Genomic DNA, 24,709 nt, shown 5'->3' on the forward strand with positions numbered 1-24,709 from the left:
CCGATGACTCAAGTATTCAATTTTTCCGCCGGCCCCGCCGTCCTTCCCAAGGAAGTCCTGCAGCAGGCCGCTGCCGAGATGCTCGACTGGCACGGCAGCGGCATGTCCGTCATGGAGATGAGCCACCGCGGCCCGGAATTCATTTCGATCTACGAGCAGGCCGAAGCCGACCTGCGCGAGCTGCTGGCGGTACCGGCCAACTACCGCATCCTGTTCATGCAGGGTGGGGGACTGGGCCAGAACGCGATCGTGCCGCTCAACCTGCTGGGGCGCAAACAGCAGCCGGCAACGATCGATTTCGTGCAGACCGGTTCCTGGTCGAGCAAGTCGATCAAGGAAGCGAAGCGTTACGCACAGGTGAACGTGGCCGCTTCCGGCGAGGCCGGCGGCTTCACGGGCGTGCCGCCGCAGGGCGAGTGGAAACTCAGCCCGGACGCGGCCTACCTGCACGTCTGCACCAACGAAACCATCGACGGCGTCGAATTCAACTTCGCCCCTGAAGCGGGTGAGGTGCCGGTGGTGGCCGACATGTCCTCGCACATCCTGTCGCGCGCGGTCGACGTGTCGAAGTACGGCGTGATCTTTGCCGGCGCCCAGAAGAACATCGGCCCGGCCGGCCTGACCCTGGTCATCGTGCGCGACGACCTGCTGGACAGCGCGCTGCCGATCTGCCCGGGCGTCTTCAACTGGCGCGCCGTGGCCGACGCCGATTCCATGCTGAACACGCCGCCGACCTATGCGATCTACATCGCCGGCCTGGTGTTCGCGCACCTGAAGCGCCTCGGTGGCGTGGAAGCGATGGAGCGCATCAATATCGAAAAAGCGCGCTTGCTGTATGCGGCGCTGGACGCCGACGATTTTTACCAGAATCGTGTGGCCCCGAGCGCCCGCTCGCGCATGAACGTACCGTTCTACCTGCGCGACGAATCCCTGAACGACAAATTCCTGGCCGGCGCCAAGGCGCGCGGCCTGCTGCAACTGAAGGGCCACAAGTCCGTCGGCGGTATGCGGGCATCGATCTACAACGCGATGCCGATCGAGGGCGTGCAAGCCCTGGTCGATTATTTGAACGAGTTCGCCGGGCGTTGAACTGCAAATACGTCGCCCCTGCGCAGGCAGGGGCCCAAGTTCGGCTTGCATATCGACTGCTCGAGAAACTTGGACCCCTGCCTGCGCAGGGGCGACGGTAGGCCGACGCCAACGTATTCTGCGAACCGAAACTCATGAGCAGACAATGACAGACAAACTCCAACCCCTGCGCGAAAAGATCGATGCGATCGACGCGCAAATCCTCGAACTCCTGAGCCAGCGCGGCAAGGTCGCCCAGGAAGTCGGCCACGTCAAGGCCGAAACCATGGCGCCGGTGTTCCGCCCCGAGCGCGAAGCGCAGGTGCTGCGCGGCGTGGCCGAGCGCAACCCGGGCCCGCTCGACAGCCGCGACGTGCAGACCATCTTCCGCGAGATCATGTCGTCCTGCCGCGCGCTGGAAAAGCGCGTGACGGTCGCCTTCCTCGGCCCCACCGGCACCTTCAGCGAACAGGCCGTGTTCCAGCATTTCGGCAGCGCCGTCGAAGCGCTGCCCTGCATCTCGATCGACGAAGTGTTCCGCGCCACCGAGGCCGGCACCGCCGACTATGGCGTGGTGCCGGTCGAGAATTCGTCGGAAGGGGCGATCAACCGCACCCTCGACCTGATGCTGGCCACCACCTGCATCATCAGCGGCGAAGTCTCGATCCCGGTCCACCACAGCCTGATGACCAGGACCGGCAGCATGGATGGCGTGAAGGTCGTGTGCGCGCATTCGCAGGCGCTGGCCCAGTGCCAGGTCTGGCTCAACCTGCACCACCCGGACATCGAGCGCCGCGCCGTCGCCTCCAACGCCGAGGCGGCCGTGCTGGCCAGCCAGGACCCGAGCATCGCCGCGATCGCCAGCGAGATGGCCGGCGAGCAGTACAAGCTGGGCGTGGTCCAGGCCCACATCCAGGACGACCCGCACAACCGCACCCGCTTCGCCGTGATCGGCCGCCAGGCCACCGGCCGCTCGGGCCAGGACCGCACCTCGCTGGTGCTGGCGGTGCCGAACAAGGCCGGCGCCGTCTACGGCCTGCTGGCGCCGCTGGCCACGCACGGCGTGTCCATGACGCGCTTCGAATCGCGTCCGGCGCGCATCGGCACCTGGGAGTACTACTTCTATGTCGACGTCGAAGGCCACCTGCAGGACGAAGCCGTCGGCCGCGCGCTGGCCGAGCTGAAGGACAATGCCGCCTTCTTCAAGGTTCTGGGCTCGTACCCGGTCGCACTGTAAGCATCCGCATTTTTAGAATCGAATCATCAGGAAGAAATCCATGTCGCAATTTGGTCCAGAGTACATCCGCGCCATCGCCCCTTACCAGGCCGGCAAACCCATCTCCGAAGTCGCGCGCGAGTTCGGTCTCGACGAAGCGAAAATCGTCAAGCTGGCCTCCAACGAGAACCCGTTCGGCGTGCCCGAATCGGCGAAGCAGGCGATGGCTGCCGCCGCCGCGGAACTCGGCCGCTACCCGGATGCCAACGGCTTCGAACTGAAGGCCGCGCTGGCGAAGCGCTATGATGTGCCGGCCGACTGGATCACCCTCGGCAACGGTTCCAACGACATCCTCGAGATCGCCGCCCACGCCTTCGTCAAGGCCGGCGAATCGGTGGTGTACTCGCAGTACTCGTTCGCGATCTACGCGCTGGCCGCCCAGGGCGTCGGCGCGCGCGGCATCGCCGCCCCGGCCAGGAACTACGGCCACGACCTCGATGCCATGCTGGCCGCGATCGAGGCAGACACCCGCCTGCTGTTCATCGCCAACCCGAACAACCCGACCGGCACCTTCATCCCGGCTGCCGAGATCGAAGCCTTCCTGGACAAGGTGCCGGCGCACGTCGCCGTGGTGCTCGACGAAGCCTACAACGAATACCTGGAAGCGAAAGACCAGTTCGAGTCGACCGCATGGGTGCGCAAGTACCCGAACCTGATCGTGTCGCGCACCTTCTCCAAGGCCTACGGCCTGGCCGGCCTGCGCGTCGGCTTCGCGATCGCCCAGCCGGCCGTGACCGACCTGATGAACCGCATCCGCCAGCCTTTCAACGTGAATTCGCTGGCCCAGGCGGCCGCGATCGCGGCGCTGAACGACAAGGCCTTCCTGGAAAAGGGCGCCGAGAACAACCGTGCCGGCTACCGCCAGGTGGTCGCCGCCTTCCAGGAACTCGGCCTGGAATACGTGCCGTCGTACGGCAACTTCGTGCTGCTCAAGGTCGGCAGCGACGACGGCGCCGGCGCCCGCGTCAACCTGGCGCTGCTGAAGCAGGGCGTGATCGTGCGCCCGGTCGGCGCCTACGGCCTGCCGCAGTGGCTGCGCATCTCGATCGGCCTGCCGGAAGAGAATGCGGCCTTCGTCGAAGCCCTCAAGAAGGCACTCGGTTGATGTTCGGCAAGGTCGTCATCGTCGGCGTCGGCCTGATCGGCGGCTCGTTCGCGCTGGGCTTGAAAGCGGCCGGTGCGGCCAGCCACATCGCCGGCCTGGGCCGGTCGAAGGAAGCGCTGGCGCGTGCGCTCGAGCTTGGCCTGATCGACGAAGCCTGCGACAGTCCCGAGGGGGCGCTGCGCGGCGCCGACCTGGTGCTGATCGCGGCGCCGGTGGCGCAGACCGCGCCTATCCTGGCGTCGCTGCTGCCCTGGTTGGAAGCGCACACCATCGTCACCGACGCCGGCAGCACCAAGTCGGACGTGGTGGCGGCGGCGCGCGCGGTCATGGGGGAGCGCATCGGGCAGTTCGTGCCGGGCCACCCGATCGCCGGGCGCGAATCGAACGGCCCGGATGCCGCCATCGCCGGCCTCTACCGCGGCAAGAAGACCGTCCTCACGCCGCTGCCGGAAAACGCGCAGGCCGATATCGATGCCGTCGCAGGGGCATGGAAGCTGTGCGGCGCCATCATCCACATCCTCACGCCGGGCGAGCACGACAAGGTGTTCGCGGCGGTCAGCCATTTGCCGCACCTGCTGGCGTTCGCGCTGGTCGACGACGTCGCGGCCAAGCCGCATGCCGACCTGCTGTTCCAGTACGCGGCCAGCGGCTTCCGCGATTTCACGCGCATCGCCGGCTCGTCGCCGGAAATGTGGCGCGACATCAGCCTGGCCAACCGCGATGCCCTCCTGGGCGAGCTGGATGCCTATCTGGCACAATTGACGCAGATCCGCGGCCGCCTCGTGGCGGGCGATGGCGCCGGGCTCGAAGCCGTGTACGCCAATGCCCAGCGCGCCCGCTGCGCGTGGATCGAAGCGATCGAGGCTGCGGAAAAGCCGCAGCCGGCCGATCAAGAATCAGGAAAATGAACTCATGTCGTCTACAACGCAGTCCAAGAACTACCCCCAGCACATCGACCTCGAACCCGTGATGCACGTCGAGGGCACGGTGCGCCTGCCGGGTTCGAAAAGCATTTCCAACCGCACGCTGCTGCTGGCGGCGCTGAGCGAAGGCACCACCACCATCCACGACCTGCTGGCCTCGGACGACACCCTGGTGATGCTGGGCGCGCTCCAGCAGCTCGGCATCAAATGGGAGCAGGTCGACGAGCGCACCCACATCGTGCACGGTGGCGGTGGCGTGCTGCCGAACCACGAAGCCGACCTGTTCATGGGCAACGCCGGCACCGCGATCCGCCCGCTGACCGCGGCGCTGGCCGTGATCGGCGGCGACTACAAGCTGCACGGCGTGTCGCGCATGCACGAGCGTCCGATCGGCGACCTGGTCGATGCGCTGAACGAAGTCGGCGCCCAGATCGAGTACACCGGCGAGCCGGGCTACCCGCCGCTGCGCATCCGCCGCGGCCGCATCGCCACCAGCCGCATGGCGGTGCGCGGCAACGTGTCGAGCCAGTTCCTGACCGCGCTGCTGATGGCTGCGCCGCTGATGGCCAGGGATCACGCGGTGACCATCGACGTGGTGGGCGAGCTGATTTCGAAGCCCTACATCGAGATCACGCTGAACCTGATGCGCCGCTTCGGCGTGACCGTCGAGCAGGCCGGCTGGGCTTCGTTCACGGTGCAGCCGGGCCAGCGCTACGCAAGCCCGGGCAGCATCCACGTCGAGGGCGACGCCTCGTCGGCGTCCTACTTCCTGGCGGCCGGCGCCATCGCCGGCGGTCCGGTACGCGTGGAAGGCGTGGGCAAGGACAGCATCCAGGGCGACGTGCGCTTTGCCGACGCGCTGGAACGGATGGGCGCGATCATCACGCGCGGCGACAACTGGATCGAGGCGCGCGCCAACGGCCCGCTGCAGGCCATCGACGCCGACTTCAACCACATCCCGGATGCGGCGATGACGATCGCCGTGGCCGCGCTGTACGCCGACGGCCCCAGCACGCTGCGCAACATCGCCAGCTGGCGCGTCAAGGAAACCGACCGCCTGGCGGCGATGGCGACCGAGCTGCGCAAGATCGGCGCGATCGTGGAAGAGGGCGCCGACTACCTGCGCGTGACCCCGCCCGAAGAACTGTCGCCGGCCACCATCGACACCTACGACGACCACCGGATGGCGATGTGCTTCTCGCTGGCCTCGCTCGACGGCAAGGCGCGGCGCGGGAATGCGATGCGCATCAACGATCCGAAGTGCGTGGCCAAGACTTTCCCGGATTACTTCGAGACCTTTGCCTCGATCGCGAAGAACGACTTGTTCTGATCTATAAATACATGCCAAATTCGAACATTCCCGTCATCACCATCGACGGCCCGACCGCCTCGGGTAAAGGCACCGTGGCCCACAAGGTCGCGGACCGCCTCGGCTTCCACCTGCTCGATTCCGGTGCCCTGTACCGCCTGACCGCGCTGTCGGCGCTGCGCCGCGGCATCGACCTGAACAACGAGCACGCGCTGGCCAAGGTCGCCGAACACCTGACGATCCGTTTCAACGGCGGCCACATCTACCTCGGCACGGAAGAGGTGAGCCACGCGATCCGCGCCGAGGAAGTCGGCAATACGGCATCGAAGATCGCGGCCTTGCCGGCGGTGCGCCACGCGCTGTTCGCGCTGCAGCTGGGCTTTCGCGAGACGCCGGGCCTGGTGGCCGACGGGCGCGACATGGGCACCGTGATCTTCCCCGGCGCCCAGTTGAAGGTGTTCTTGACGGCAAGCGTTGAGGCGCGTGCGCAACGCCGCTATAAGCAATTGATTGACAAAGGATTTTCTGCTAATATTGACGATCTGCTGGAAGATTTGCAGTCCCGCGATGCGCGCGATACCCAGCGCGCCGTGGCACCGCTGATGCCGGCAGAGGACGCTCACCTGCTGGATACCTCGCAAATGACCGCTGACGAAGCGGTCGAGCAGGTCCTGGCCTGGTACGCGGGAAAATAAGGAATCAAAGCTTCCTGCTTCAGGGGAGTGGCGCGACGTGCGAACGACGCGTTTCGTGGTGCCCGGGACGTCCCGGGCGTGTTTCAACCTTAACCCAGTTCAGAGGGCATCTCGCCGTTCTGCTGGCTAACCTTTCAAAAACTCATGGCTACTGCAGCAAATCAAGATACCGGCATGGAAAGCTTCGCAGCACTCTTCGAAGAGTCGCTGTCGCGTCAAGACATGCGTTCGGGCGAAGTCATTTCGGCCGAAGTCGTCCGTCTGGATCACAACTTCGTGATCGTCAACGCCGGCCTGAAATCGGAAGCCTTCATCCCGATCGAAGAATTCAAGAATGACCAGGGCGAACTGGAAGTCAACGTGGGTGACTTCGTTTCCGTGGCCATCGAATCGCTGGAAAACGGTTTCGGCGATACCATCCTGTCGCGTGACAAGGCCAAGCGCCTGGCATCGTGGCTGGCTCTGGAAAAAGCAATGGAGTCGGGCGAGATCGTCACCGGCACCGTCAACGGTAAAGTCAAAGGCGGCCTGACCGTCCTGACCAACGGCATCCGTGCCTTCCTGCCGGGTTCGCTGGTCGACACCCGTCCGGTCAAGGACACCACCCCGTTCGAAGGCAAGACCCTGGAATTCAAGGTCATCAAGCTGGACCGCAAGCGTAACAACGTCGTGCTGTCGCGTCGCGCCGTCATCGAAGCATCGATGGGCGAAGAGCGTGCGAAGCTGATGGAAACCCTGAAAGAAGGCACCGTGGTTACCGGCGTCGTCAAGAACATCACCGACTACGGTGCGTTCGTCGACCTGGGCGGCATCGACGGCCTGCTGCACATCACCGACCTGGCATGGCGTCGTGTGCGTCACCCGTCGGAAGTCCTGACCGTCGGCCAGGAAATCACCGCCAAGGTCCTGAAGTACGATCAGGAAAAGAACCGCGTCTCGCTGGGCGTCAAGCAGCTGGGCGACGATCCGTGGACCGGTCTGTCGCGTCGTTACCCGCAAGGCACCCGCCTGTTCGGTAAGGTCACCAACCTGACCGACTACGGCGCATTCGTCGAAGTCGAGCAGGGCATCGAAGGCCTGGTGCACGTGTCGGAGATGGACTGGACCAACAAGAACGTGGCCCCGAACAAAGTCGTGCAGCTGGGCGACGAAGTCGAAGTCATGGTCCTGGAAATCGACGAAGAGCGTCGCCGTATCTCGCTGGGCATGAAGCAGTGCAAGGCGAATCCGTGGGACGACTTCGGCATGACCCACAAGAAGGGCGACAAGGTCAAGGGTTCGATCAAGTCGATCACCGACTTCGGCGTGTTCATCGGCCTGCCGGGCAACATCGATGGCCTGGTGCACCTGTCCGACCTGTCGTGGACCGAGTCCGGCGAAGAAGCCGTGCGTCGCTTCAAGAAGGGCGACGAACTGGAAGCCGTGGTTCTGGCCATCGACGTCGAGCGCGAGCGTGTTTCGCTGGGCGTGAAGCAGCTGGAAGGCGACCCGTTCAACAACTTCGCTTCGCTGAACGACAAGGGCACCCTGGTCACCGGCACCGTGAAGTCGGTTGAGCCGAAAGGCGCCGTGATCGCGCTGAACGACGAAGTCGAAGGCTACCTGCGCGCTTCGGAAATCTCGCGTGACCGCGTGGAAGATGCCGGCACCCACCTGAAAGTGGGCGACAAGGTCGAAGCCCTGGTGATCAACATCGATCGCAAGGCACGCAGCATCCAGCTGTCGATCAAGGCAAAAGACAACGCCGAGACCAACGAAGCGATGCAGCGCCTGCAATCGGACAACAGCGCAGCCACCGGCACCACCAGCCTGGGCGCCCTGCTGAAGGCCAAGTTCGATAACAAGAACTAAGCAAGGGTTGATAACCTGAGAACCGGAGCGAGCAGATGACCAAGTCCGAGCTGATCAACCGCCTGGCTGAGCGTTACTCTCAGCTGGTGGCCAAGGATGCGGAATATGCAGTCAAGACCATTCTCGATGCGATGACCAACGCCCTGGCGACCGGGCAGCGCATCGAGATCCGCGGTTTCGGCAGCTTTGCGCTGAACAGCCGGCCGCCCCGCATCGGACGCAACCCGAAGTCCGGCGACAAGGTGATGGTGCCCGAAAAACGGGTACCCCACTTCAAGCCGGGCAAGCAGTTGCGCGAGCGGGTCGACGCGATGGTCGGGCAACCGATCATCGAAGACTGAAGTCGTCTGCGCGAGCGGACAAGAACGGCGTCTCCTCTGGGGATGCCGTTTTTTTTCGTCATTTTGAAAACTCATTTCAAATATGCGACACTGCGCCTTTAAAGTTATTGCCCACGGGACCTGCCGATGAAATTTGTCTCGACGATTGCCGGATGCCTGCTGTTTGTCCTGTTCTTTTTCTTCGCCCTGAAGAACACCGACCAGGTCGACCTGCATTTCTTCCTGGGCTACGAACTGCGCGGTCCGCTGGTGCTGATGCTGCTCGCGTTTTTCATCGCCGGTGCCTTCCTCGGCATCCTGGCGGTCACGCCGACCGTGTTCCGCCACCGCCGCGAGAGCTCGCAGCACAAGGACACGATCCAGGCCCTGCAGAACGCCGCCGGTACCGCCACGGCGGCCGGCATCCAGGCTCCGCAGCCGGACAGCGTCGCCCCGCGCGGCTGATGCCGGCCGGCTACCCAGTAACACACGAATAAAAACACATGGAATTTGAAATCTGGTGGCTGCTTGGCATCCCCGTCTTTTTCGCCCTCGGCTGGCTGGCCGCACGGGTTGACATCAAACAGCTCGTTTCGGAATCGCGCAGCCTGCCGCGCGGTTACTTCAAGGGCCTGAACTTCCTCCTCAACGAGCAGCCGGACAAGGCGATCGACGCCTTCATCGAGATCGTCCGGCTCGACCCCGAGACCGCCGAGATGCACTTCGCCCTCGGCAACCTGTTCCGCCGCCGCGGCGAGACCGAGCGCGCGATCCGCGTCCACCAGAACCTGCTGTCGCGCCCGGACCTGCCGATCGAACAGCAGATGCACGCCCAGTACGAGCTCGGCATGGACTACCTGAAGGCCGGCCTGCTCGACCGCGCCGAGGAAAGCTTCAATTCGCTGGTCGGCACCCAGTACAGCGTGCAGGCACGGCGTGCCTTGCTGGAAATCTTCCAGCGCGAAAAGGAATGGCGCCGCGCGATCACCGCTGCCGAGGGCCTGCAGGAATCCGGCGCCGGCGCCCACCACAAGGAGATCGCCCAGTTCTACTGCGAACTGGCCCAGGATGCCATGGTGCACCTGCAGCCGGACGACGCCAAGGCGCTGCTCGACAAGGCGCTGCAGGCCGACCGCAAGAACGTACGGGCGACCATGCTGTACGGCGACGCGCTGCTGGCCCAGGGCGACGTCGAAGGCGCGCTGAAGACCTGGCGCCGCGTCGAACAGCAGAGCGTGCCGCACGTGGCGCTGGTCGCCGGCCGCCTGATGGACGGCTACCGCCGCGTCGGCCGGCCGGAAGAGGGCGTCAGCCTGCTGCGCTCCTACCTGGAAGAAGCGTCATCCATTGATCTGATCGAGGTGGTGTTCAAGGCCGTCATCGAACTGAACGGCGTCGACGCTGCCAAACAGCTGGTAGTGGAAGAGCTGCGCCGTAATCCGACCCTGCTCGGCCTGGACAAGCTGCTCGAAGCGCGCCTGATGGATGCGCCGGCTAATGTCTGGGAAGAACTGTCGATGGTCAAGAACCTGGTGCACGGCTACACCCAGAAGCTGGCGCGCTACCAGTGCAGCCATTGCGGTTTCAAGGCGCGCCAGTACTACTGGCAGTGCCCGGGGTGCAGCAAGTGGGAAACTTACCCGCCGCGCCGTACCGAAGAATTGAATGTAATGAACTAAGGTAGTGAACAACAGATGAAAATCACGATTATCGGTACCGGCTACGTCGGCCTGGTCACGGGCGCCTGCCTGGCGGAACTCGGCAATGACGTGTTCTGCCTCGACGTCGATCCACGCAAGATCGACATGCTCAACAGCGGCGGGATCCCGATCCACGAACCGGGCCTGGAAGAAGTCGTCGCGCGCAACCGCGCTAGCGGCCGCCTGCAATTCTCGACCGACGTCGCCGCCAGCGTGGCGCACGGCCAGCTGCAGTTCATCGCCGTCGGCACGCCGCCGGACGAAGACGGTTCGGCCGACCTGCAATACGTGCTGGCCGCGGCCCGCAACATCGGCCGCCACATGGAAGGCTACAAGGTCATCGTCGACAAGTCGACGGTGCCGGTCGGGACCGCCGACCGCGTGGCCGCCGCCATCCGGGAAGAACTGGCTGCGCGCGGCAAGAATGCCGATGCGCAGGACAAGCTCGATTTTGCCGTGGTCTCGAACCCCGAGTTCCTGAAGGAAGGCGCCGCCGTCGAAGACTTCATGCGTCCCGACCGCATCGTGATCGGCACTTCGGATTCGCCCGCCGGCCTGCGCGCGCGCGACCTCATGAAACTGCTGTACGCGCCGTTCAACCGCAACCACGAGCGCGTGCACTGGATGGACGTGCGCTCGGCCGAGTTCACCAAGTACGCGGCCAACGCCATGCTGGCGACCCGCATCTCGTTCATGAACGAACTGGCCAACCTGGCCGACCAGGTCGGCGCCGACATCGAAGCCGTGCGCCACGGCATCGGTTCCGATCCGCGCATCGGCCACAGCTTCCTGTACGCCGGCGCCGGCTACGGCGGCTCCTGCTTCCCGAAGGACGTGCAGGCGCTCGAGCGCACCGCGCGCCAGTACGACCAGGACCTCTTGATCCTGCGCGCCGTGGAAGCCGTCAACGACCGCCAGAAGGGGGTGCTGGGCCGCAAGGTGGTGCAGCGCTTCGGCGAGGACCTGGCCGGCAAGCGCTTCGCGGTCTGGGGCCTGGCCTTCAAGCCGAACACCGACGACATGCGCGAAGCGCCGTCGCGCGTGCTGCTGGCCGAACTGCTGAAGCGTGGCGCCAGCGTCGCCGTGCACGATCCGGTGGCGATGGAAGAAGCCAGGCGGGTGCTGGCGCTCGACCTCGATGAGCAGGCCCTGGCCCGCGTCGAATTCAAGGCGGCGCCGATGGATGCGCTGGACGGCGCCGAGGCGCTGCTGATCGTCACCGAATGGAAGGCCTTCCGCAGCCCGGACTTCGACCAGATCAAGGCGCGCCTGAAGCAGCCGGTGATCATCGACGGCCGCAACCTGTTCGAGCCCTCGCTGATGACCGGTTTCGGGATCGAGTACCACGGCATCGGCCGTTCCGTGCTCACCGGCCATGTGGCCGGCAAGTGAGGCGCACATGAACGACATGATTCCAAGCCGCCAACTCTCGACCGACAGCTACCGCCAGGCCGACGCGCCGCAGCTCGACAGCGTGCGCCTGCTGGTGGTCGGCGACGTCATGCTCGACCGCTACTGGTTCGGCGACGTCTCGCGCATCTCGCCGGAAGCCCCGGTGCCGGTGGTGCGCATCGAAAAGCGTGAAGAGCGCCTCGGCGGCGCCGCCAACGTGGCGCGCAACGCGGCCGCGCTGGGCGCCCACTGCGGCCTGCTGGGCGTGGTCGGCAACGACGAAGCCGGCGACTCGGTCGAGCAGATCCTGCGCGAATCGAGCATCCACAGCTACCTCAAGCGCGACTCGGCCATCTCCACCATCATCAAGCTGCGCGTGATCGGACGCCAGCAGCAGATGGTGCGCATCGACTTCGAGGATACCCCGACCGAGACCGTCCTGCGCGACAAGCTCACGCAATTCAAGGCGCTGCTGCCGGACTACGACGTGATCGTCCTGTCCGACTACAACAAGGGCAGCCTGGTCAACGTGGCCGAGATGATCCAGCTTGCCCGCGCCGCCGGCAAGACGGTGATGGTCGACCCCAAGGGCGACGATTTCACGCCTTACCGCGGCGCCACCATGCTGACCCCGAACAAGTCGGAACTCAAGCGCATCGTCGGCAGCTGGAAGACCGAAGAGCAGCTGACCGAAAAGGCGCAGCGCCTGCGCGAGGATCTGGGCCTGCAGGCCCTGCTGCTGACCCGTTCGGAAGAGGGCATGAGCCTGTACACCGCGGACGAGATCGTGCACGTCCCGGCCGACGCGCGCGAGGTGTTCGACGTCTCCGGCGCGGGCGATACCGTGATCGCCACCATGGCTGCCATGCTGGGCGCCGGCGTGCCGCTGCCGGAAGCGCTGGCCACTGCCAACCGCGCCGGCGGCATCGTGGTCGGCAAGCTGGGTACGGCCACCGTCACCCGCGACGAGCTGTTCGCGCAGCGCCGCCGCAGCGACGGCGCCTGAAGCCTCCCGCCGATTCGACTTGAACGCATTGACCCGTCACAAGCGTGGCGGGTCAACCCGTCCTCAGCCTTGTTCGTTATCTCCCGAGGGCGGCATTTGCCGTCCACATCACTGCCAATTGATAAGAACGGAGAAACCAGATGATCAAGAAACTGATGCTTGCTCTCGCCACCCTGGTGGCATCGACCGGCTTTGCGTTCGCCCAGGTGGACGTCAACAAGGCCGATGCCGCGGCGCTGGACAGTGTCAAGGGCGTCGGCCCGAGCATGTCGAAGGCAATCATCGACGAGCGCAGCAAAGGGGAGTTCAAGGACTGGGCCGATTTCCAGAAGCGCGTGAAAGGCGTCGGCGAGAAGCGCGCGGCCAAGCTGTCGCAGGCCGGGCTGCAGGTGAACGGCAAGGCGATGGACGGCGCGCCGATGGCGGCGCCGGGCGATAAGACGGCCGCCAAGCCGGCCAAGGCGGTGAAGGCCAAGCCCGACGCCGCCAAGGCTGAGCCGGCGAAAGCGGCCAGCTGATCTGCGCTACGCTGAAGCATCAGGCATTCAGCGCACGTAAACGTCGCCCCTGCGCAGGCAAGGGCCCAAGTTTGGCGAATTGCCGCGAAATTGGGCCCCTGCCTTCGCAGGGGCGACGTGCTGATGAACGCAGTCCCTTTCATACGCCTTGGCGCATCTCGGATTAGAATGACGCTTTCGAGTTCGCAAGAAAGCAAAGCAATGGCATACAAGACCATCGAAGACACGATCGGCAATACCCCCCTCGTGCAACTGATGCGCATCCCCGGCGCCGACGCGGCAGCCCGCAACAACATCATCCTCGGCAAGCTCGAAGGCAACAACCCGGCGGGCTCGGTCAAGGACCGCGCCGCCATGTCGATGCTGCGCGGCGCCGAGGCGCGCGGCCAGATCAAGCAGGGCGATACCCTGATCGAAGCAACCAGCGGCAACACCGGCATCGCGCTGGCGATGGCGGCGGCGATCCGCGGCTACAAGATGGTCCTGATCATGCCGGACAACCTGTCGATCGAGCGCCGCCAGAGCATGGCTGCCTACGGCGCCCAGATCATCCTGACCCCGAAGACCGGCGGCATGGAATATGCGCGCGACCTGGCCGAGCAGATGCAGAAGGATGGCCAGGGCATCATCCTCGACCAGTTCGCCAACGAGGACAATCCGCGCGCCCACTACGAGACCACCGGTCCAGAGATCTGGCGCGATACCGACGGCCGCATTACCCACTTCGTGAGCGCGATGGGTACCACCGGCACCATCATGGGCGTGTCGCATTACCTGAAGGAACAGAACGAGGCGATCCGCATCGTCGGCGCCCAGCCGGAAGAGGGATCGTCGATCCCGGGTATCCGCAAATGGCCGGAAGCCTACCTGCCGCGCATCTTCGACAGGAGCCGTGTGGACCAGGTCGAGAGCGTGACGCAGGCGGCTGCGGAACAGATAGCGCGCCGCCTGGCGGCCGAAGAGGGGATTTTCTGCGGTATTTCCGCGGCCGGGGCCTGCGAAATCGCACTGCGCATTTCGCAAACCGTGGAGAACGCGACGATCGTGTTCATCGTCTGCGACCGCGGCGATCGTTATCTGTCGACGGGTGTGTTTCCCGCGTAATCGAATGGATGCCAGTCCTGGCATCGCAAGCCCGGCGCGACGTTCAGGCGCTGGGTGCCTCCCGCTGGGGGAAAACAATCTCCCTGTTCCCGGATAGGGCGACAAGGTCTACCGTACATCTGCTGCATGATGGACGTTGCGGCGGCACGCTATGGCGCCGCCGTCCGGTCCGGCGTTCACGATTACTCGGCGCCGACGCCTGCGTTGTCCTTGTCCTTCGGCTTGAACTGCTTGTCGCTGATACGGAACTTTGCGCGGCGGTCGCCCATGAGGTAGCGCAGGTCACGGATCGACAGGTCGCTGACTTCGTGCATGCGGATCAGCAGCGAAGCGCCGACCGGCAGGCGGTGGTGGCGGATCTTCGAGATCACCGGCGGTGCCACTTCCAGCGCGCGCGACAGCGCAGCGTCGTTTTTCAGGCGCAGGTTCTCGATCAGGGTATCGAGGAGGCGGTTGGGGTTGTACTGCAGCAGCTCATCGGATTCCGAATCGCTGTTCATATCGATGCCGACTTGGTTGGTCATGATGTTCACTATTCCTATGTCCAGGGGTTCACTTGGGGCGTTTCTGCCGAAATTCAAGTTACGTTATATAAAAACGTTTCGAAAATTTCTACTAAATTATACAAGTAATTTCTAATTTAGTACTCAAGAGCAATAAATATCAGTAGGCTCTGTTGTGTTCGTTGTCTCATCGCAACAATAGCCGCAATGCAATTCTCTCACAAAGTCACTGAAATAATAATTGTTTTTTACTTAAACTTAAGTGTAAAGCAATTATCGATGCGTGGCCGCACGCTTACACATTAGGATGGGTGAATGACAACGAAAGCGGGGGTATGCGCGATGCCTACCCTGTTTCTTAGGAGAACTGTTTAGTCTAAAACCAGATACACCCCGGGGGTATATCGTTATCAGGACGACAGCAAGTCTTTAAATAAGCTTCATTTCCGTTACAAACTGATACAAACTTTCCGGCTCAACCAAACTCAAATACCGCGCGACAGCTTGATCGCGCGGCCGAGTTCAATTACCGACATGGCATAGAAATAACTGCGATTGTACTTGGTGATTGCAAAGAAGTTAGCATTCGCCACCCAGTACTCGGTCGGATCGGCCCCATTCTGCAGGTCGACCAGCCCATACAGGCGGTCGTCGGGCAGGGTGGTGCGGGTGGCGACCCCGGCATCCTGCAGTTCGGCCGGGCGATAACGCGCGCTCAAGCCACCCAGCATCGGCTGCCAGGCCAGGCTCGGCGCGACATTGGCCTCGAACACGGACGGTCCGCCGCTGGTGCGGTCCCAGCCATGCTCGACCAGGAAGTTGGCAACGCTGCCGATCGCATCGGCGGGCGAGCCGCGCAGGTCGACAACGCCGTCGCCGTCGTAATCCACGCCATATTTCAGGATGTTGCCCGGCATGAACTGCGGCATGCCGACCGCCCCGGCAAACGAGCCCAGCAGCGAAAACGGATCGATGTTTTCCTTGCGCGCCAACAGCAGGGTGCTGGCCAGCTCGTCGCGGAAGAAGGCCATGCGTTCGCTGCGGTTTGGCGCTTCCGGGTAGGCAAAAGCGAGGGTGGCCAGCACGTCGACCACGCGGAAGCGGCCGGTGTCGCGGCCGTAGATGGTTTCCACGCCGATGATGCCGACGATGATCTCGGCCGGCACGCCGTACTGCGCCTCGGCGCGCGCCAGGGCCTCGGCGTTCTCGTTCCAGAAGCGCACGCCGGCGCCGATCCGGATCGGCTCGATGAAGCGGCCGCTGTAGGTGCGCCAGTTCTTCGGCTTGCCGGGTGGGGCCGGCTTCACCAGCTGCACTGCCGAATCGACGAAGCGGGTCTGGCGGATGGTCTCGTCGAGCGCGGCGCGGTCGAAGCCGTGGCTGGCCACCATCTCGTCCTCGAAGTCGCGTACCGCCTGCCATTCGCTGAAGTTGGCTGCTTCGCCGTCGTAGTCGATGGTCGGGCGCGCCGCGACGGCGGCCACTGCGGCCGCGGCCGCCGCCTTGCCTGCCTTGCCTTTGGACTTGGCCTGCTTGCCGGCTTTGGCGGCCTTGGCGGTCTTTGCAGTCGATTTGGACGCCGCTTTGGCAGGGTGGGTGGACGACGCGGCAAGGGCAGAGGATGCCTGGCCGGCGCCGAAGGCCAGGGCGAGCAACAGCGGAACTAAGGATTTCATCGAACTCGGGACAGCAAATCTTTCAGGATCGGTAGCAGGGCAGGCACGGCGCCGGCGTGCGGCGGCCCGTAGCGGTAGGCGCTGTAGCGGCGCAGGAATTCATCGGCGGCGGCGCTCGGCCCGGGCGCCAGGCCGCTGGCGGCGATGCGCGCCGCGTAGGCAGTCGGGCCTTCGTCCGGCGCACGCGCCAGGCCAAGCTGGCCGAGGCGTCCGCACAGGGCGGAGTATAGCGTATCGACCGGGTCGGCCCGGCGCCGGCGCCATAATATTCTGGCGCCCAGCAACACCAGGCAGCCCAGCGCCAGCAGCGCCACGCTGCGCCAGCCGAACAGGCCGCCCTGCAGGCGCTGTATCAGGTCGGTTTGGCGCTGCGGCGTGTAATTCAGCACCCACTGGTTCCAGCCGTTGTTGGCGGCGCCGAGCGCGTAGCGTACCCGCGCCAGCAGCGAATCCGGGTCCGGCTGGATCAGGCGGCCCAGCATGTCCATGCCGAACGGCGCAGGCGGCGGCAGGGCGTCCGCCATGCCGCGCTGCACGCGCAGCGGCGACACCGCGGCGGTCGGGTCGAGCCGCACCCAGCCGCGTCCTTCCAGCCAGACCTCGGCCCAGGCATGGGCATCCGACTGGCGCACCGTCAGGTAGCCGTCGATCGGATTCAGCTCGCCGCCCTGGTAGCCGGTCACCACCCGCGCCGGCACGCCGGCCGCGCGCATCAGGAACACGAAGGCGCCGGCATAGTGCTCGCAGAAGCCGGCGCGGGTGCGGTACAGGAATTCGTCGATCGAGTTTTCGCCCGGCAGCAGCGGCGGCTGCAGCGTGTACACGTAACCCTTGCCGGCGAAATCGCGCAGCACGGCCGCCGCGCGGCGTGCCGGATCGGCTTCCTGGGCGCGCAGGCGCTGGCCGGCGGCGAGGGCGCGCGGATTGGCGCCGTAGGGCAGCAGCAGCCAGTCGGCCGGATCGTCCAGGGCGGTGTCGCCCTGCAGGCGGAAATTCACGAAGGAGGCCAGGTCGTAGCGCACCCGCTCGGTCAGCGGCGCGTTCGCCTGGATCTCGAGTTCGGGGGTCAGGCTCACGCTGCGGTCGGGCAGCGCCGGCAGCGCCTGCGGCACCTCGAGCGCGAACAGCCAGCGCGCCTGCGACGCCTCCTGGGTCACCTGGTAATGCAGCGCCTTCCCGTTGACCGAGACCGACACCGCTTGCGGACGCCCCTGGCGCCGTTCCGGCGCCAGCCGGGTCCAGGTCTGGCCGTCGTAGCTGGCCAGCACCGGACCGCGCCAGTAGAGCTGGGGCTGGGACGGCACCGGGCCGTCGAAGCGCACGCGGAAGGCGATCTCCGACGATTGCGCCAGGTTCGCCATCTGGCCCGGCGACATCGTGTCGGACAGGCCGGTGCGCGCGCTGCGGCCGTCGTCCGGCATGCCCCACAGCGGCCCCTCGACGCGCGGGAACACGACGAAGGCGACCGCCGCCAGCGGCGCCGCCAGCAGCAGGATGCGCGATCCCATCAGCAGGCGCGTGCGCAGCGGCGGCACGGCGCCGGTCAGCTGGAACGACAGCTGCACCGTCAGCAGCGCCGCCAGCGACGCCAGCATCAGCAGCGCGGTGCCGATGCTCTGCGAATAAAAGAAGTTGGTCAGCACCAGGAACAGGCACAGGAAGATCACCACGAACAGGTCGCGCCGCGCGTGCATCTCCAGCATCTTGAAGGCCACCAGCAGCACCAGCATCGCGACCCCGGCATCCTTGCCGAGCAGCGTGTGATACGAATGCAGCACGCCCGCCATGGCCGCCGCGGCCACGGGCACCAGCACCAGCGTGGGCGGCATGCGCTTGCCGCGCAGCGTGATGGCGGCGCGCCAGGCCAGCGTGGCGCCGCACAGCAGCGAGACCCACGGCGGCAGGTGGGCTGCATGCGGGGCCAGCACCAGCAGGGCGCTGGCGAGCAGCAGCAGGGTGTCCTGCTTGTCGCGCGCCAGGTTCAGGAAACGCGCTTTCATGGCTTGTCCTGGCTTGGCAATCCGTACAGCGCCAGCGCGCGCAGGCAGGCCGCCTGGTGCGCCGGACCGAGCGCGGTGTCATGCTGGATGCGCCCGAGCCGGAAGGCATAGGGCAGGGTGCGCAGCTCGGCTTCCAGCACCCAGCGTGCCATGCGCGACAGCTTCAGCTCGAGGTCGAGCTGGGCCGGCAGGGCATCGAAATCGAGTACCAGCTGGTCCACCGCGCCGCCCTCGAACTGCTTGGTGACCAGGTGGCCGCCGTCGCGCGGGTCGAGGCGCGCGATTTGGCGCCAGGCCAGGTGGCGCAGCGGATCGCCCGGCTGGTAGCTGCGCACCCCGGCGAAATCGTCGCTGCCGGCACTGCCGCTGCCGTCCGGGCTGGGGCGCCCGCTCATCGGCAGCGGCGGCGCATCCTGCTCGGGCGCCGGATAGACCAGCGCGCGGCTGTCCGGCTGCCAGTAGCTCCAGGCGCGGAACAGGCCGAGCGGAAAACGGGTCGTCAGGCGCACCCGCGGCGCGGCGCGCCAGCCGCGGCGGTCGGTCGGCCCCGCCAGCACCAGCGCAACGCTGTTGCCGGCGGCTATGTCGATCGCGTGGCGCGGCTCGGGTGCATCGTCGACGTCGGCCAGCACCGCGTAGCGGTCGATCCGGGTCGGATTCGATACGTGCAGCTCGAATGGCACTTCGGTGCCGGCAAACACGTCCGGCGCGCGGCCGGCGCGCAGGCGCAGGTGGGCCAGGTTGCGGTAGGTATGAAACATGTCGACCACGGCGCAGGCCGCGGCCAGGAAGGTCAGGCCGAAGCCGAGCCCGAGGTTGTAGTTGATCGAACCGATCAGCAGCACCAGCAGCAGCACGCCGTAGCCCATGCCGGCGCCGGTGGGCAGGATGTAGACGCGGCGCTGGCCCAGTTCCACTTCGCCGGCGTCGCTGGCGGTGGCGCGCGTGCGCCAGGCCCCGCGCCGGCGCCGCAGCCAGCCGGACCACGGCGATTCCGCGCCGTCCACCTTGTGCGCCACGGTCGCCGTTTTCATGTCACACCGGGACCGATTTCTGCAACTGCAGCACCAGGTCGCGGCTGGCCATCGCGGTGCCGTGCGCGGCCTTCAGCGGGCGCAGGCGGTGGGCGCAGACCGGCACCAGCAGCGTCTGGATATCTTCCGGGATCACGTGGTCGCGCCCCTCGAGCGCGGCCCAGGCGCGTGCCGCCTGCAGCAGCGCCAGCGTGGCGCGCGGCGACAGGCCTTCGGCGAACAGCTGGCCCGAGCGCGAGGACTGGGCCAGCGCCTGCAGGTAGTCGATCAGCGAGCCGGAAGCGTGGATCGCGCGCAGCGCGCGCTGCGCCTCCATCAGCTCGCCCGGGTGCATGGTCGGGACGATGGTCTTGAGCATGGCGCGCCGGTCCTCGCCCATGAGGAGGGCGCGCTCGGCGGCGGCGTCCGGATAGCCCAGCGACAGGCACATCAGGAAGCGGTCGAGCTGGGATTCCGGCAGCGGGAAGGTGCCGACCTGATGCGCCGGGTTCTGGGTCGCGATCACGAAGAAGGGCTCGGGCAGGGCGCGCGTGACGCCGTCGGCCGTCACCTGGCGTTCTTCCATCGCTTCGAGCAGGCCGGACTGGGTCTTGGGCGTGGCGCGGTTGATCTCGTCGGCCAGCAGCACCTGGGTGAAAATCGGCCCGGGGTGGAAGGCGAAGCCGTTCTTTTCGCGCTCGTAGACCGAGATGCCGGCCACGTCCGCCGGCAGCAGGTCGCTGGTGAACTGGACGCGGTTGAATTTCAGGCCGAGCGACAGGGCCAGCGCATGCGCCAGCGTGGTCTTGCCGACGCCGGGCACGTCGTCGATCAGGAGGTGGCCGCCGGCCAGCAGGCAAGTCATGGCCAGGCGCACCTGCCGGTCCTTGCCGACCACGATCTGGCTGACCTGGCGTGCCGCGGCGTGCAGTTTGTTAAACATGGATTCCTTTCTTGATTCCGCGCGAGCCCCAGACGCATGGTAGATTAACGTCAACGGAAATCTTTTTATTCCTGCGTCAACATGCTTCCGGTTCGATTCTATGCGAGAACCGTAAATCGGGGCGACATGGATGAGCGCAGCATACCGACAACGACCATGAGTACCGCAATCTACAGCCACCCGGACTGCCTCCTGCACGACATGGGCGACTGGCATCCGGAAACGCCGGCCCGCCTGCGCGCGATCGAGGACCAACTGATCCTGGCGCGCCTGGACGGCCTGATCGAGCACTGCAGCGCCCCGCTGGCCGACGAAGCCGCCATCCTGCGCAACCACAGCCGCGGCGCGCTCGACCTGGTGCGCGACAACCTGCCGCCGGCCGGCGAGCACTATCCGCTCGACGGCGACACCCTGCTGTGCAAGGACAGCTACCGCGCCGCCCTGCGCGCCGCCGGGGCCGCCGTGGCCGCCACCGACGCGGTGCTTGCCGGTACCATCGACAACGCCTTTTGCGCGGTGCGCCCGCCGGGCCACCACGCGCGCCCGTCCGAACCGATGGGATTCTGCCTGTTCAACAACGTCGCCATCGCGGCCCGCCACGCGCTCGAGGTGCACGGGCTGGAGCGGGTGGCGATCGTCGACTTCGACGTCCACCACGGCAACGGCACCGACGAATCCTTCCGCGACGACCCGCGCGTGCTGATGGCCAGCTTTTTCCAGCACCCGTTCTATCCGTACACCGAACCCGGCCCGGTGACACCGACCAGCGTCAACATCCCGGTGCCGGCCCGCACCGACGGCAGCGCCATGCGCAAGGTGGTCGAGGAACAGTGGCTGCCGGCCCTGCATGCGCACCGGCCGCAGATGATCTTCGTGTCGGCCGGCTTCGATGCCCATCGCGAGGACGACCTCGGCGGCATGGCGCTGGTCGAAGCGGATTACGCGTGGATCACGCACCGGCTGGTCGAGGTGGCGCGCGAACACGCGCAGGGACGCATCGTCAGCTGCCTGGAGGGGGGCTACAATCTATCGGCGCTGGGACGCAGCGTCGTGGCCCACGTCAAGGCCTTGGCCGAGCTGGACTGAGAACCTATTTGAACGCGGCAGTCTCTAAACTCGACAACAACCAGGTTGGAGAGAATGATGAGACTGCTGCGTTTCTGCATCGCGCTGTGCCTGCTCGTGGTTACGGGGCTGGCGTCGGCGGCCAACTACACGCTGTGGATCAACGGCCGCACCGGCGGCGGCATCGTCGGCAATTACAACAGCTGGACCTACTGGGGCCCGTCCGGCGTCGACGCCGGCATCAACAAGAAATCCGTCAACTGGGATGGACGCAGCAGCATCGCGGCGGCCAGCCCGCGCATCCGCGACGCCCTCGACTGCTTCTGCACCGGCGATAACTGGTGCTACATCGCGACCCACAGCGCCGGCGACCTCCTGATCGGCTACACGCTGGCCAACTACGGCGGCTCGACGCGCACGGTCAGGAATGCGGTGGCCGATGGGGCCGGCGTCTGCGGCGCCGGCGGTGGCACGCAGACCGGCTGGAACATCAAATGGGTGGCTTCGGCGGCCGGCTCCGGCGGCGGTTCGGAACTGGCCACCATCGGTGCCTGGACCACCTCGGAGCCGCTGGTGCAGGACGTCCGGGTCGCCACCGCGCGCGCCATGTACAACCACAATGAAACCCGCGGCGTCGTGTTCTGGATGTATGCCGGCGCGCGCGGCACCCTGTACTCCGGCGTGCTGCCGGGCCAGGACGACGAGGTCGAGGCCTATCACAGCGCGGGCGGCGTGGCCGGCAGCGCGGGCCGGGCGCTGTGCAATCCGGGCGACTGGTTCTGCAACGACCTGACGCTCGGTACGGCGCCGAACCAGGGCGGCAGCACCAAGTGGAACAACCATTCGGTGGCCTTCCGCGACGATGGCGAAGACTACAACCACTACACGAACGGCAGCTGGGGCGGGATCGTGTCGGTGATGCGCAATGCGGTGGCGGCCAACGCGCGCTAGCGGACGCCTGGTGGGACGGCCCTGGCGGGCCATGAGCGCGGCGCGGACCTTGGCGCTGATATTGGTGTTATTGCTGGGTCTACTGGCGGCGTCGCGCCTGTTCCGTCACGATCCGCCGGCACCGCTGCCCAGCGCCGCGGCCGCCATGTCCGGCGCATCGGTCCGGTATGTTGCCGGCAAAGCGGATGGCGCCGGCCTGCCCGCGCCGGACGACCGTGCGCGCCGGCGCCGCGTGCTGATCGAACACCTGCAACTGGTCGACCACACGTATTGCAGCTACCGCGCCGGCAGCCGCTATCCGGCCGGTTCGCGCCCGATGGCCGAGCACATCGACCAGAATGCGCCGAATGCGCCGGTCACCGAGATGCATCCGCTGCGCCTCGAAGGCGGCGGCAGCGATGCCACGGTCCAGGTGCAGACGGCGCAGTCGCGCGTTTACCTGGCGGCCGGCGAAGCGGTGACCTTCTCGCTGCGCGCGGTCGACGCCGCGGGCAGGGTGCTGCCGCTGGTGGTCACGCGGGCGCTGGCGCGCGGCATCACCTACGGCGCCACGCGCGCGGCACCCCAGGTCACGCTGCCCTTCGCCGACGATGGCAACGGCGCCGATCCGGTCGCGGGCGACGGCGCCTTTGCCGGCGTCCTGGCCCCGGCCCAGACCGGCCTGGCCGGCTTCGACGGCACCATCCGCACCGAAGTCGGCTTCAATGCGGGCGGCAAGAGCGGCGCGGTGCTCTTCGACGTCATCCACACGCCCGAGCTGCCGGCCGTGTGGAGCGGCCCCGCGCGCGAGGCGGTCGAGAACGGCGCGCTGGCCTTCATCCTGAAGCTCGATGTGCGCATGCCCGGCCGCTACGTGATCAGCGGCCGCGTCGACGATGCCGCCGGCCGCCCGTTCGCGCTGCTGACCTTCAACGACATCCTCGGCCCCGGTCCGAATGACGTCAGGCTGGCCGTGTTCGGCAAGCTGGTACGCGACCGGGAAGCGGCGCTGCCGCTGACCCTGCGCGACGTCGACGGCTACCTGCTCAAGGAAAACCCCGGATCGGCCACCGACCGCGCCCTGCTGCCGCGCCTGGAAGGCAAGGTCCTCACCAGCGGGGCGCATCCGCTGTCCGGCTTTTCGGACGCCGAATGGCAGAGCGAGGAACGCTCGCGCTACCTGGCGGAGTTCGGAAAGGACGTGGCGCTGGCCCGGCAGCAGCTGGCCGCCTTCGATCCCGGCCAGCCCCTGCCGCCGAGCGAGTGTGCGCAACCAGGGCAAAACGCGCCCCTGAAAATAGGGGAAGGAGGCGCACCCAGCGTAAAATAGCGCTTTGAACGCAGATTTTTGAGAATACAAGATGTCGATACAATGGTTCCCGGGGCACATGGCCGCCGCGCGCAAGGAAGCGGCGGAGCAGATGGAAAACATCGATGTGGTCATCGAGGTCCTGGACGCCCGCCTGCCGCAGGCGAGCAGCAACCCGATGGTCGAGGAATTGCGCAAGTTCCGCCAGCGCCCCTGCCTGAAAGTGCTGAACAAGACCGACCTGGCCGATCCTCAGGCCACCGCCGCCTGGGCCGCCTGGTATGACGCCCAGGACGGCGTCACCGCCTATCCGATGACGACCAAGAAGCCGTCCGACGTCAACCGCATCCCCGAACTGTGCAAGTCGCTGGCGCCGCACCGCGGGGTGCCGACCAAGCCGCTGCGCATCATGATCATGGGCATTCCCAACGTCGGCAAGTCGACCCTGATGAACGCGCTGCTGAAAAAGCGCGTGGCCAAGGTCGGCGACGAACCGGCCGTGACCAAGACCCAGCAGCGCCTCTACCTCGACAAGTTCACGGTGCTGGTCGATACCCCCGGCATGCTGTGGCCGAAGATCGCGATGGAAAGCGATGGCATGATGCTGGCCGCCAGCCACGCGGTCGGCACCAATGCCGTGATCGAGGAGGAAGTCGCGGAATTCCTCGGCACGCTGCTGCTGGAACGCTATCCGCAGCTGCTGGCGGCGCGCTACGGCCTCAAGACCGAGGGCATGGACGGCGTCGGCGTGATCGAAGGCGTGGCGGCGCGGCGCGGTTTCCGCGTGCGCGGCGGCGACTTCGACTACGAAAAGGCAGCCCATGTGCTGCTGCAGGATTACCGCCAGGGCGCGCTGGGGCGCATCAGCCTGGAAACGCCGCAGACCCGCGCCGTGGCGCTGGAGCAGCACCGCATCGAGATGGAAGAGAAGGCGCGCATCGCTGCCGAGAAAGCGGCCCGCAAGGCAGAAGAGGCAGCCCGCGGCAAGCGCGGCACCTGAACC

Annotated in this window: 23 protein-coding genes; 18 read left to right on the plus strand and 5 right to left on the minus strand. The window is 66.1% G+C overall.

Annotated features, from left to right (window positions below; all coding sequences use genetic code 11):
• The first annotated feature begins 3 nt into the window (after positions 1 to 3).
• From serC to cysM, 14 genes are all read left to right on the plus strand, one after another.
• Positions 4 to 1,089: a 3-phosphoserine/phosphohydroxythreonine transaminase gene (serC, locus tag FBX97_RS01880; RefSeq protein ID WP_141828556.1), complete on the plus strand. Its 1,086-nt coding sequence runs from the start codon at positions 4 to 6 to the stop codon at positions 1,087 to 1,089.
• Positions 1,090 to 1,234: 145 nt separating this feature from the next.
• On the plus strand, positions 1,235 to 2,305 hold the full coding sequence (gene pheA, locus FBX97_RS01885) for a prephenate dehydratase (protein WP_141828557.1): 1,071 nt from the start codon (positions 1,235 to 1,237) through the stop codon (positions 2,303 to 2,305).
• A gap of 40 nt (positions 2,306 to 2,345) precedes the next feature.
• Positions 2,346 to 3,449, plus strand: coding sequence for a histidinol-phosphate transaminase (gene hisC, locus FBX97_RS01890; RefSeq protein ID WP_141828558.1), 1,104 nt, complete (start codon positions 2,346 to 2,348; stop codon positions 3,447 to 3,449).
• The gene (locus FBX97_RS01895) at positions 3,449 to 4,357 is read left to right on the plus strand and encodes a prephenate dehydrogenase/arogenate dehydrogenase family protein (RefSeq protein WP_141828559.1); all 909 of its coding nucleotides are present in this window, start codon (positions 3,449 to 3,451) and stop codon (positions 4,355 to 4,357) included. The genes hisC and FBX97_RS01895 overlap by 1 nt, the downstream gene beginning before the upstream one ends.
• A 4-nt stretch (positions 4,358 to 4,361) precedes the next feature.
• A complete protein-coding gene (gene aroA / locus FBX97_RS01900; protein WP_141828560.1) occupies positions 4,362 to 5,702 on the plus strand; it encodes a 3-phosphoshikimate 1-carboxyvinyltransferase in 1,341 nt (446 codons plus the stop codon).
• Positions 5,703 to 5,713: 11 nt separating this feature from the next.
• Positions 5,714 to 6,376: a (d)CMP kinase gene (cmk, locus tag FBX97_RS01905; RefSeq protein ID WP_141828561.1), complete on the plus strand. Its 663-nt coding sequence runs from the start codon at positions 5,714 to 5,716 to the stop codon at positions 6,374 to 6,376.
• A gap of 144 nt (positions 6,377 to 6,520) precedes the next feature.
• Positions 6,521 to 8,227, plus strand: coding sequence for a 30S ribosomal protein S1 (gene rpsA / locus FBX97_RS01910; RefSeq protein ID WP_141828562.1), 1,707 nt, complete (start codon positions 6,521 to 6,523; stop codon positions 8,225 to 8,227).
• 35 nt (positions 8,228 to 8,262) lie between these two features.
• Positions 8,263 to 8,568, plus strand: a complete 306-nt coding sequence (locus tag FBX97_RS01915) for an integration host factor subunit beta (RefSeq protein WP_008446215.1) — start codon at positions 8,263 to 8,265, stop codon at positions 8,566 to 8,568.
• 126 nt (positions 8,569 to 8,694) lie between these two features.
• On the plus strand, positions 8,695 to 9,012 hold the full coding sequence (locus tag FBX97_RS01920) for a lipopolysaccharide assembly LapA domain-containing protein (protein WP_141828563.1): 318 nt from the start codon (positions 8,695 to 8,697) through the stop codon (positions 9,010 to 9,012).
• 38 nt (positions 9,013 to 9,050) lie between these two features.
• Positions 9,051 to 10,226, plus strand: coding sequence for a lipopolysaccharide assembly protein LapB (gene lapB / locus FBX97_RS01925; protein WP_141828564.1), 1,176 nt, complete (start codon positions 9,051 to 9,053; stop codon positions 10,224 to 10,226).
• A 15-nt stretch (positions 10,227 to 10,241) separates the two neighbouring features.
• Positions 10,242 to 11,639: a UDP-glucose/GDP-mannose dehydrogenase family protein gene (locus FBX97_RS01930; RefSeq protein ID WP_141828565.1), complete on the plus strand. Its 1,398-nt coding sequence runs from the start codon at positions 10,242 to 10,244 to the stop codon at positions 11,637 to 11,639.
• A gap of 7 nt (positions 11,640 to 11,646) precedes the next feature.
• Positions 11,647 to 12,645 carry a D-glycero-beta-D-manno-heptose-7-phosphate kinase gene (gene rfaE1 / locus FBX97_RS01935; protein WP_141828566.1) on the plus strand — a complete coding sequence of 333 codons (999 nt, stop codon included), beginning with the start codon at positions 11,647 to 11,649 and terminating at the stop codon, positions 12,643 to 12,645.
• Between the two features lie 140 nt (positions 12,646 to 12,785).
• Complete coding sequence (locus tag FBX97_RS01940) at positions 12,786 to 13,163, plus strand: helix-hairpin-helix domain-containing protein (protein WP_141828567.1); 378 nt, start codon at positions 12,786 to 12,788, stop codon at positions 13,161 to 13,163.
• A 201-nt stretch (positions 13,164 to 13,364) separates the two neighbouring features.
• Complete coding sequence (gene cysM / locus FBX97_RS01945; protein ID WP_141828568.1) at positions 13,365 to 14,267, plus strand: cysteine synthase CysM; 903 nt, start codon at positions 13,365 to 13,367, stop codon at positions 14,265 to 14,267.
• A gap of 182 nt (positions 14,268 to 14,449) precedes the next feature.
• On the opposite strand, the gene FBX97_RS01950 is transcribed toward cysM, so the two are convergent.
• From FBX97_RS01950 to FBX97_RS01970, 5 genes are all read right to left on the minus strand, one after another.
• Positions 14,450 to 14,791 (minus strand): hypothetical protein, encoded by a 342-nt coding sequence (locus tag FBX97_RS01950; RefSeq protein WP_141828569.1) that lies wholly within the window; start codon positions 14,789 to 14,791, stop codon positions 14,450 to 14,452.
• Between the two features lie 464 nt (positions 14,792 to 15,255).
• Positions 15,256 to 16,446, minus strand: a complete 1,191-nt coding sequence (mltB, locus tag FBX97_RS01955) for a lytic murein transglycosylase B (RefSeq protein WP_141828570.1) — start codon at positions 16,444 to 16,446, stop codon at positions 15,256 to 15,258.
• Positions 16,443 to 18,446 carry a DUF3488 and transglutaminase-like domain-containing protein gene (locus FBX97_RS01960; RefSeq protein ID WP_141828571.1) on the minus strand — a complete coding sequence of 668 codons (2,004 nt, stop codon included), beginning with the start codon at positions 18,444 to 18,446 and terminating at the stop codon, positions 16,443 to 16,445. The genes mltB and FBX97_RS01960 overlap by 4 nt, the downstream gene beginning before the upstream one ends.
• Complete coding sequence (locus tag FBX97_RS01965) at positions 18,443 to 19,480, minus strand: DUF58 domain-containing protein (protein WP_141828572.1); 1,038 nt, start codon at positions 19,478 to 19,480, stop codon at positions 18,443 to 18,445. The genes FBX97_RS01960 and FBX97_RS01965 overlap by 4 nt, the downstream gene beginning before the upstream one ends.
• 1 nt (position 19,481) lies before the next feature.
• On the minus strand, positions 19,482 to 20,402 hold the full coding sequence (locus FBX97_RS01970) for a MoxR family ATPase (protein ID WP_141828573.1): 921 nt from the start codon (positions 20,400 to 20,402) through the stop codon (positions 19,482 to 19,484).
• 156 nt (positions 20,403 to 20,558) lie between these two features.
• Here FBX97_RS01970 and FBX97_RS01975 point away from each other — a divergent pair, with 156 nt between their 5' ends.
• Genes FBX97_RS01975 through ylqF form a run of 4 tightly spaced genes read left to right on the plus strand, consistent with a single transcriptional unit; the run spans position 20,559 to position 24,706 of the window.
• A complete protein-coding gene (locus FBX97_RS01975; RefSeq protein ID WP_141828574.1) occupies positions 20,559 to 21,488 on the plus strand; it encodes a histone deacetylase family protein in 930 nt (309 codons plus the stop codon).
• A gap of 57 nt (positions 21,489 to 21,545) precedes the next feature.
• Complete coding sequence (locus tag FBX97_RS01980; RefSeq protein WP_255517252.1) at positions 21,546 to 22,418, plus strand: hypothetical protein; 873 nt, start codon at positions 21,546 to 21,548, stop codon at positions 22,416 to 22,418.
• Between the two features lie 49 nt (positions 22,419 to 22,467).
• Entirely contained in the window at positions 22,468 to 23,727 is a 1,260-nt protein-coding gene (locus FBX97_RS01985) for a choice-of-anchor X domain-containing protein (RefSeq protein WP_141828576.1), read from the plus strand.
• Between the two features lie 31 nt (positions 23,728 to 23,758).
• Positions 23,759 to 24,706, plus strand: coding sequence for a ribosome biogenesis GTPase YlqF (ylqF, locus tag FBX97_RS01990; RefSeq protein WP_141828577.1), 948 nt, complete (start codon positions 23,759 to 23,761; stop codon positions 24,704 to 24,706).
• Positions 24,707 to 24,709: the final 3 nt, after the last annotated feature.

It is taken from the genome of Herbaspirillum sp. SJZ107 (assembly GCF_006715485.1).
Lineage (GTDB): Bacteria > Pseudomonadota > Gammaproteobacteria > Burkholderiales > Burkholderiaceae_D > Telluria.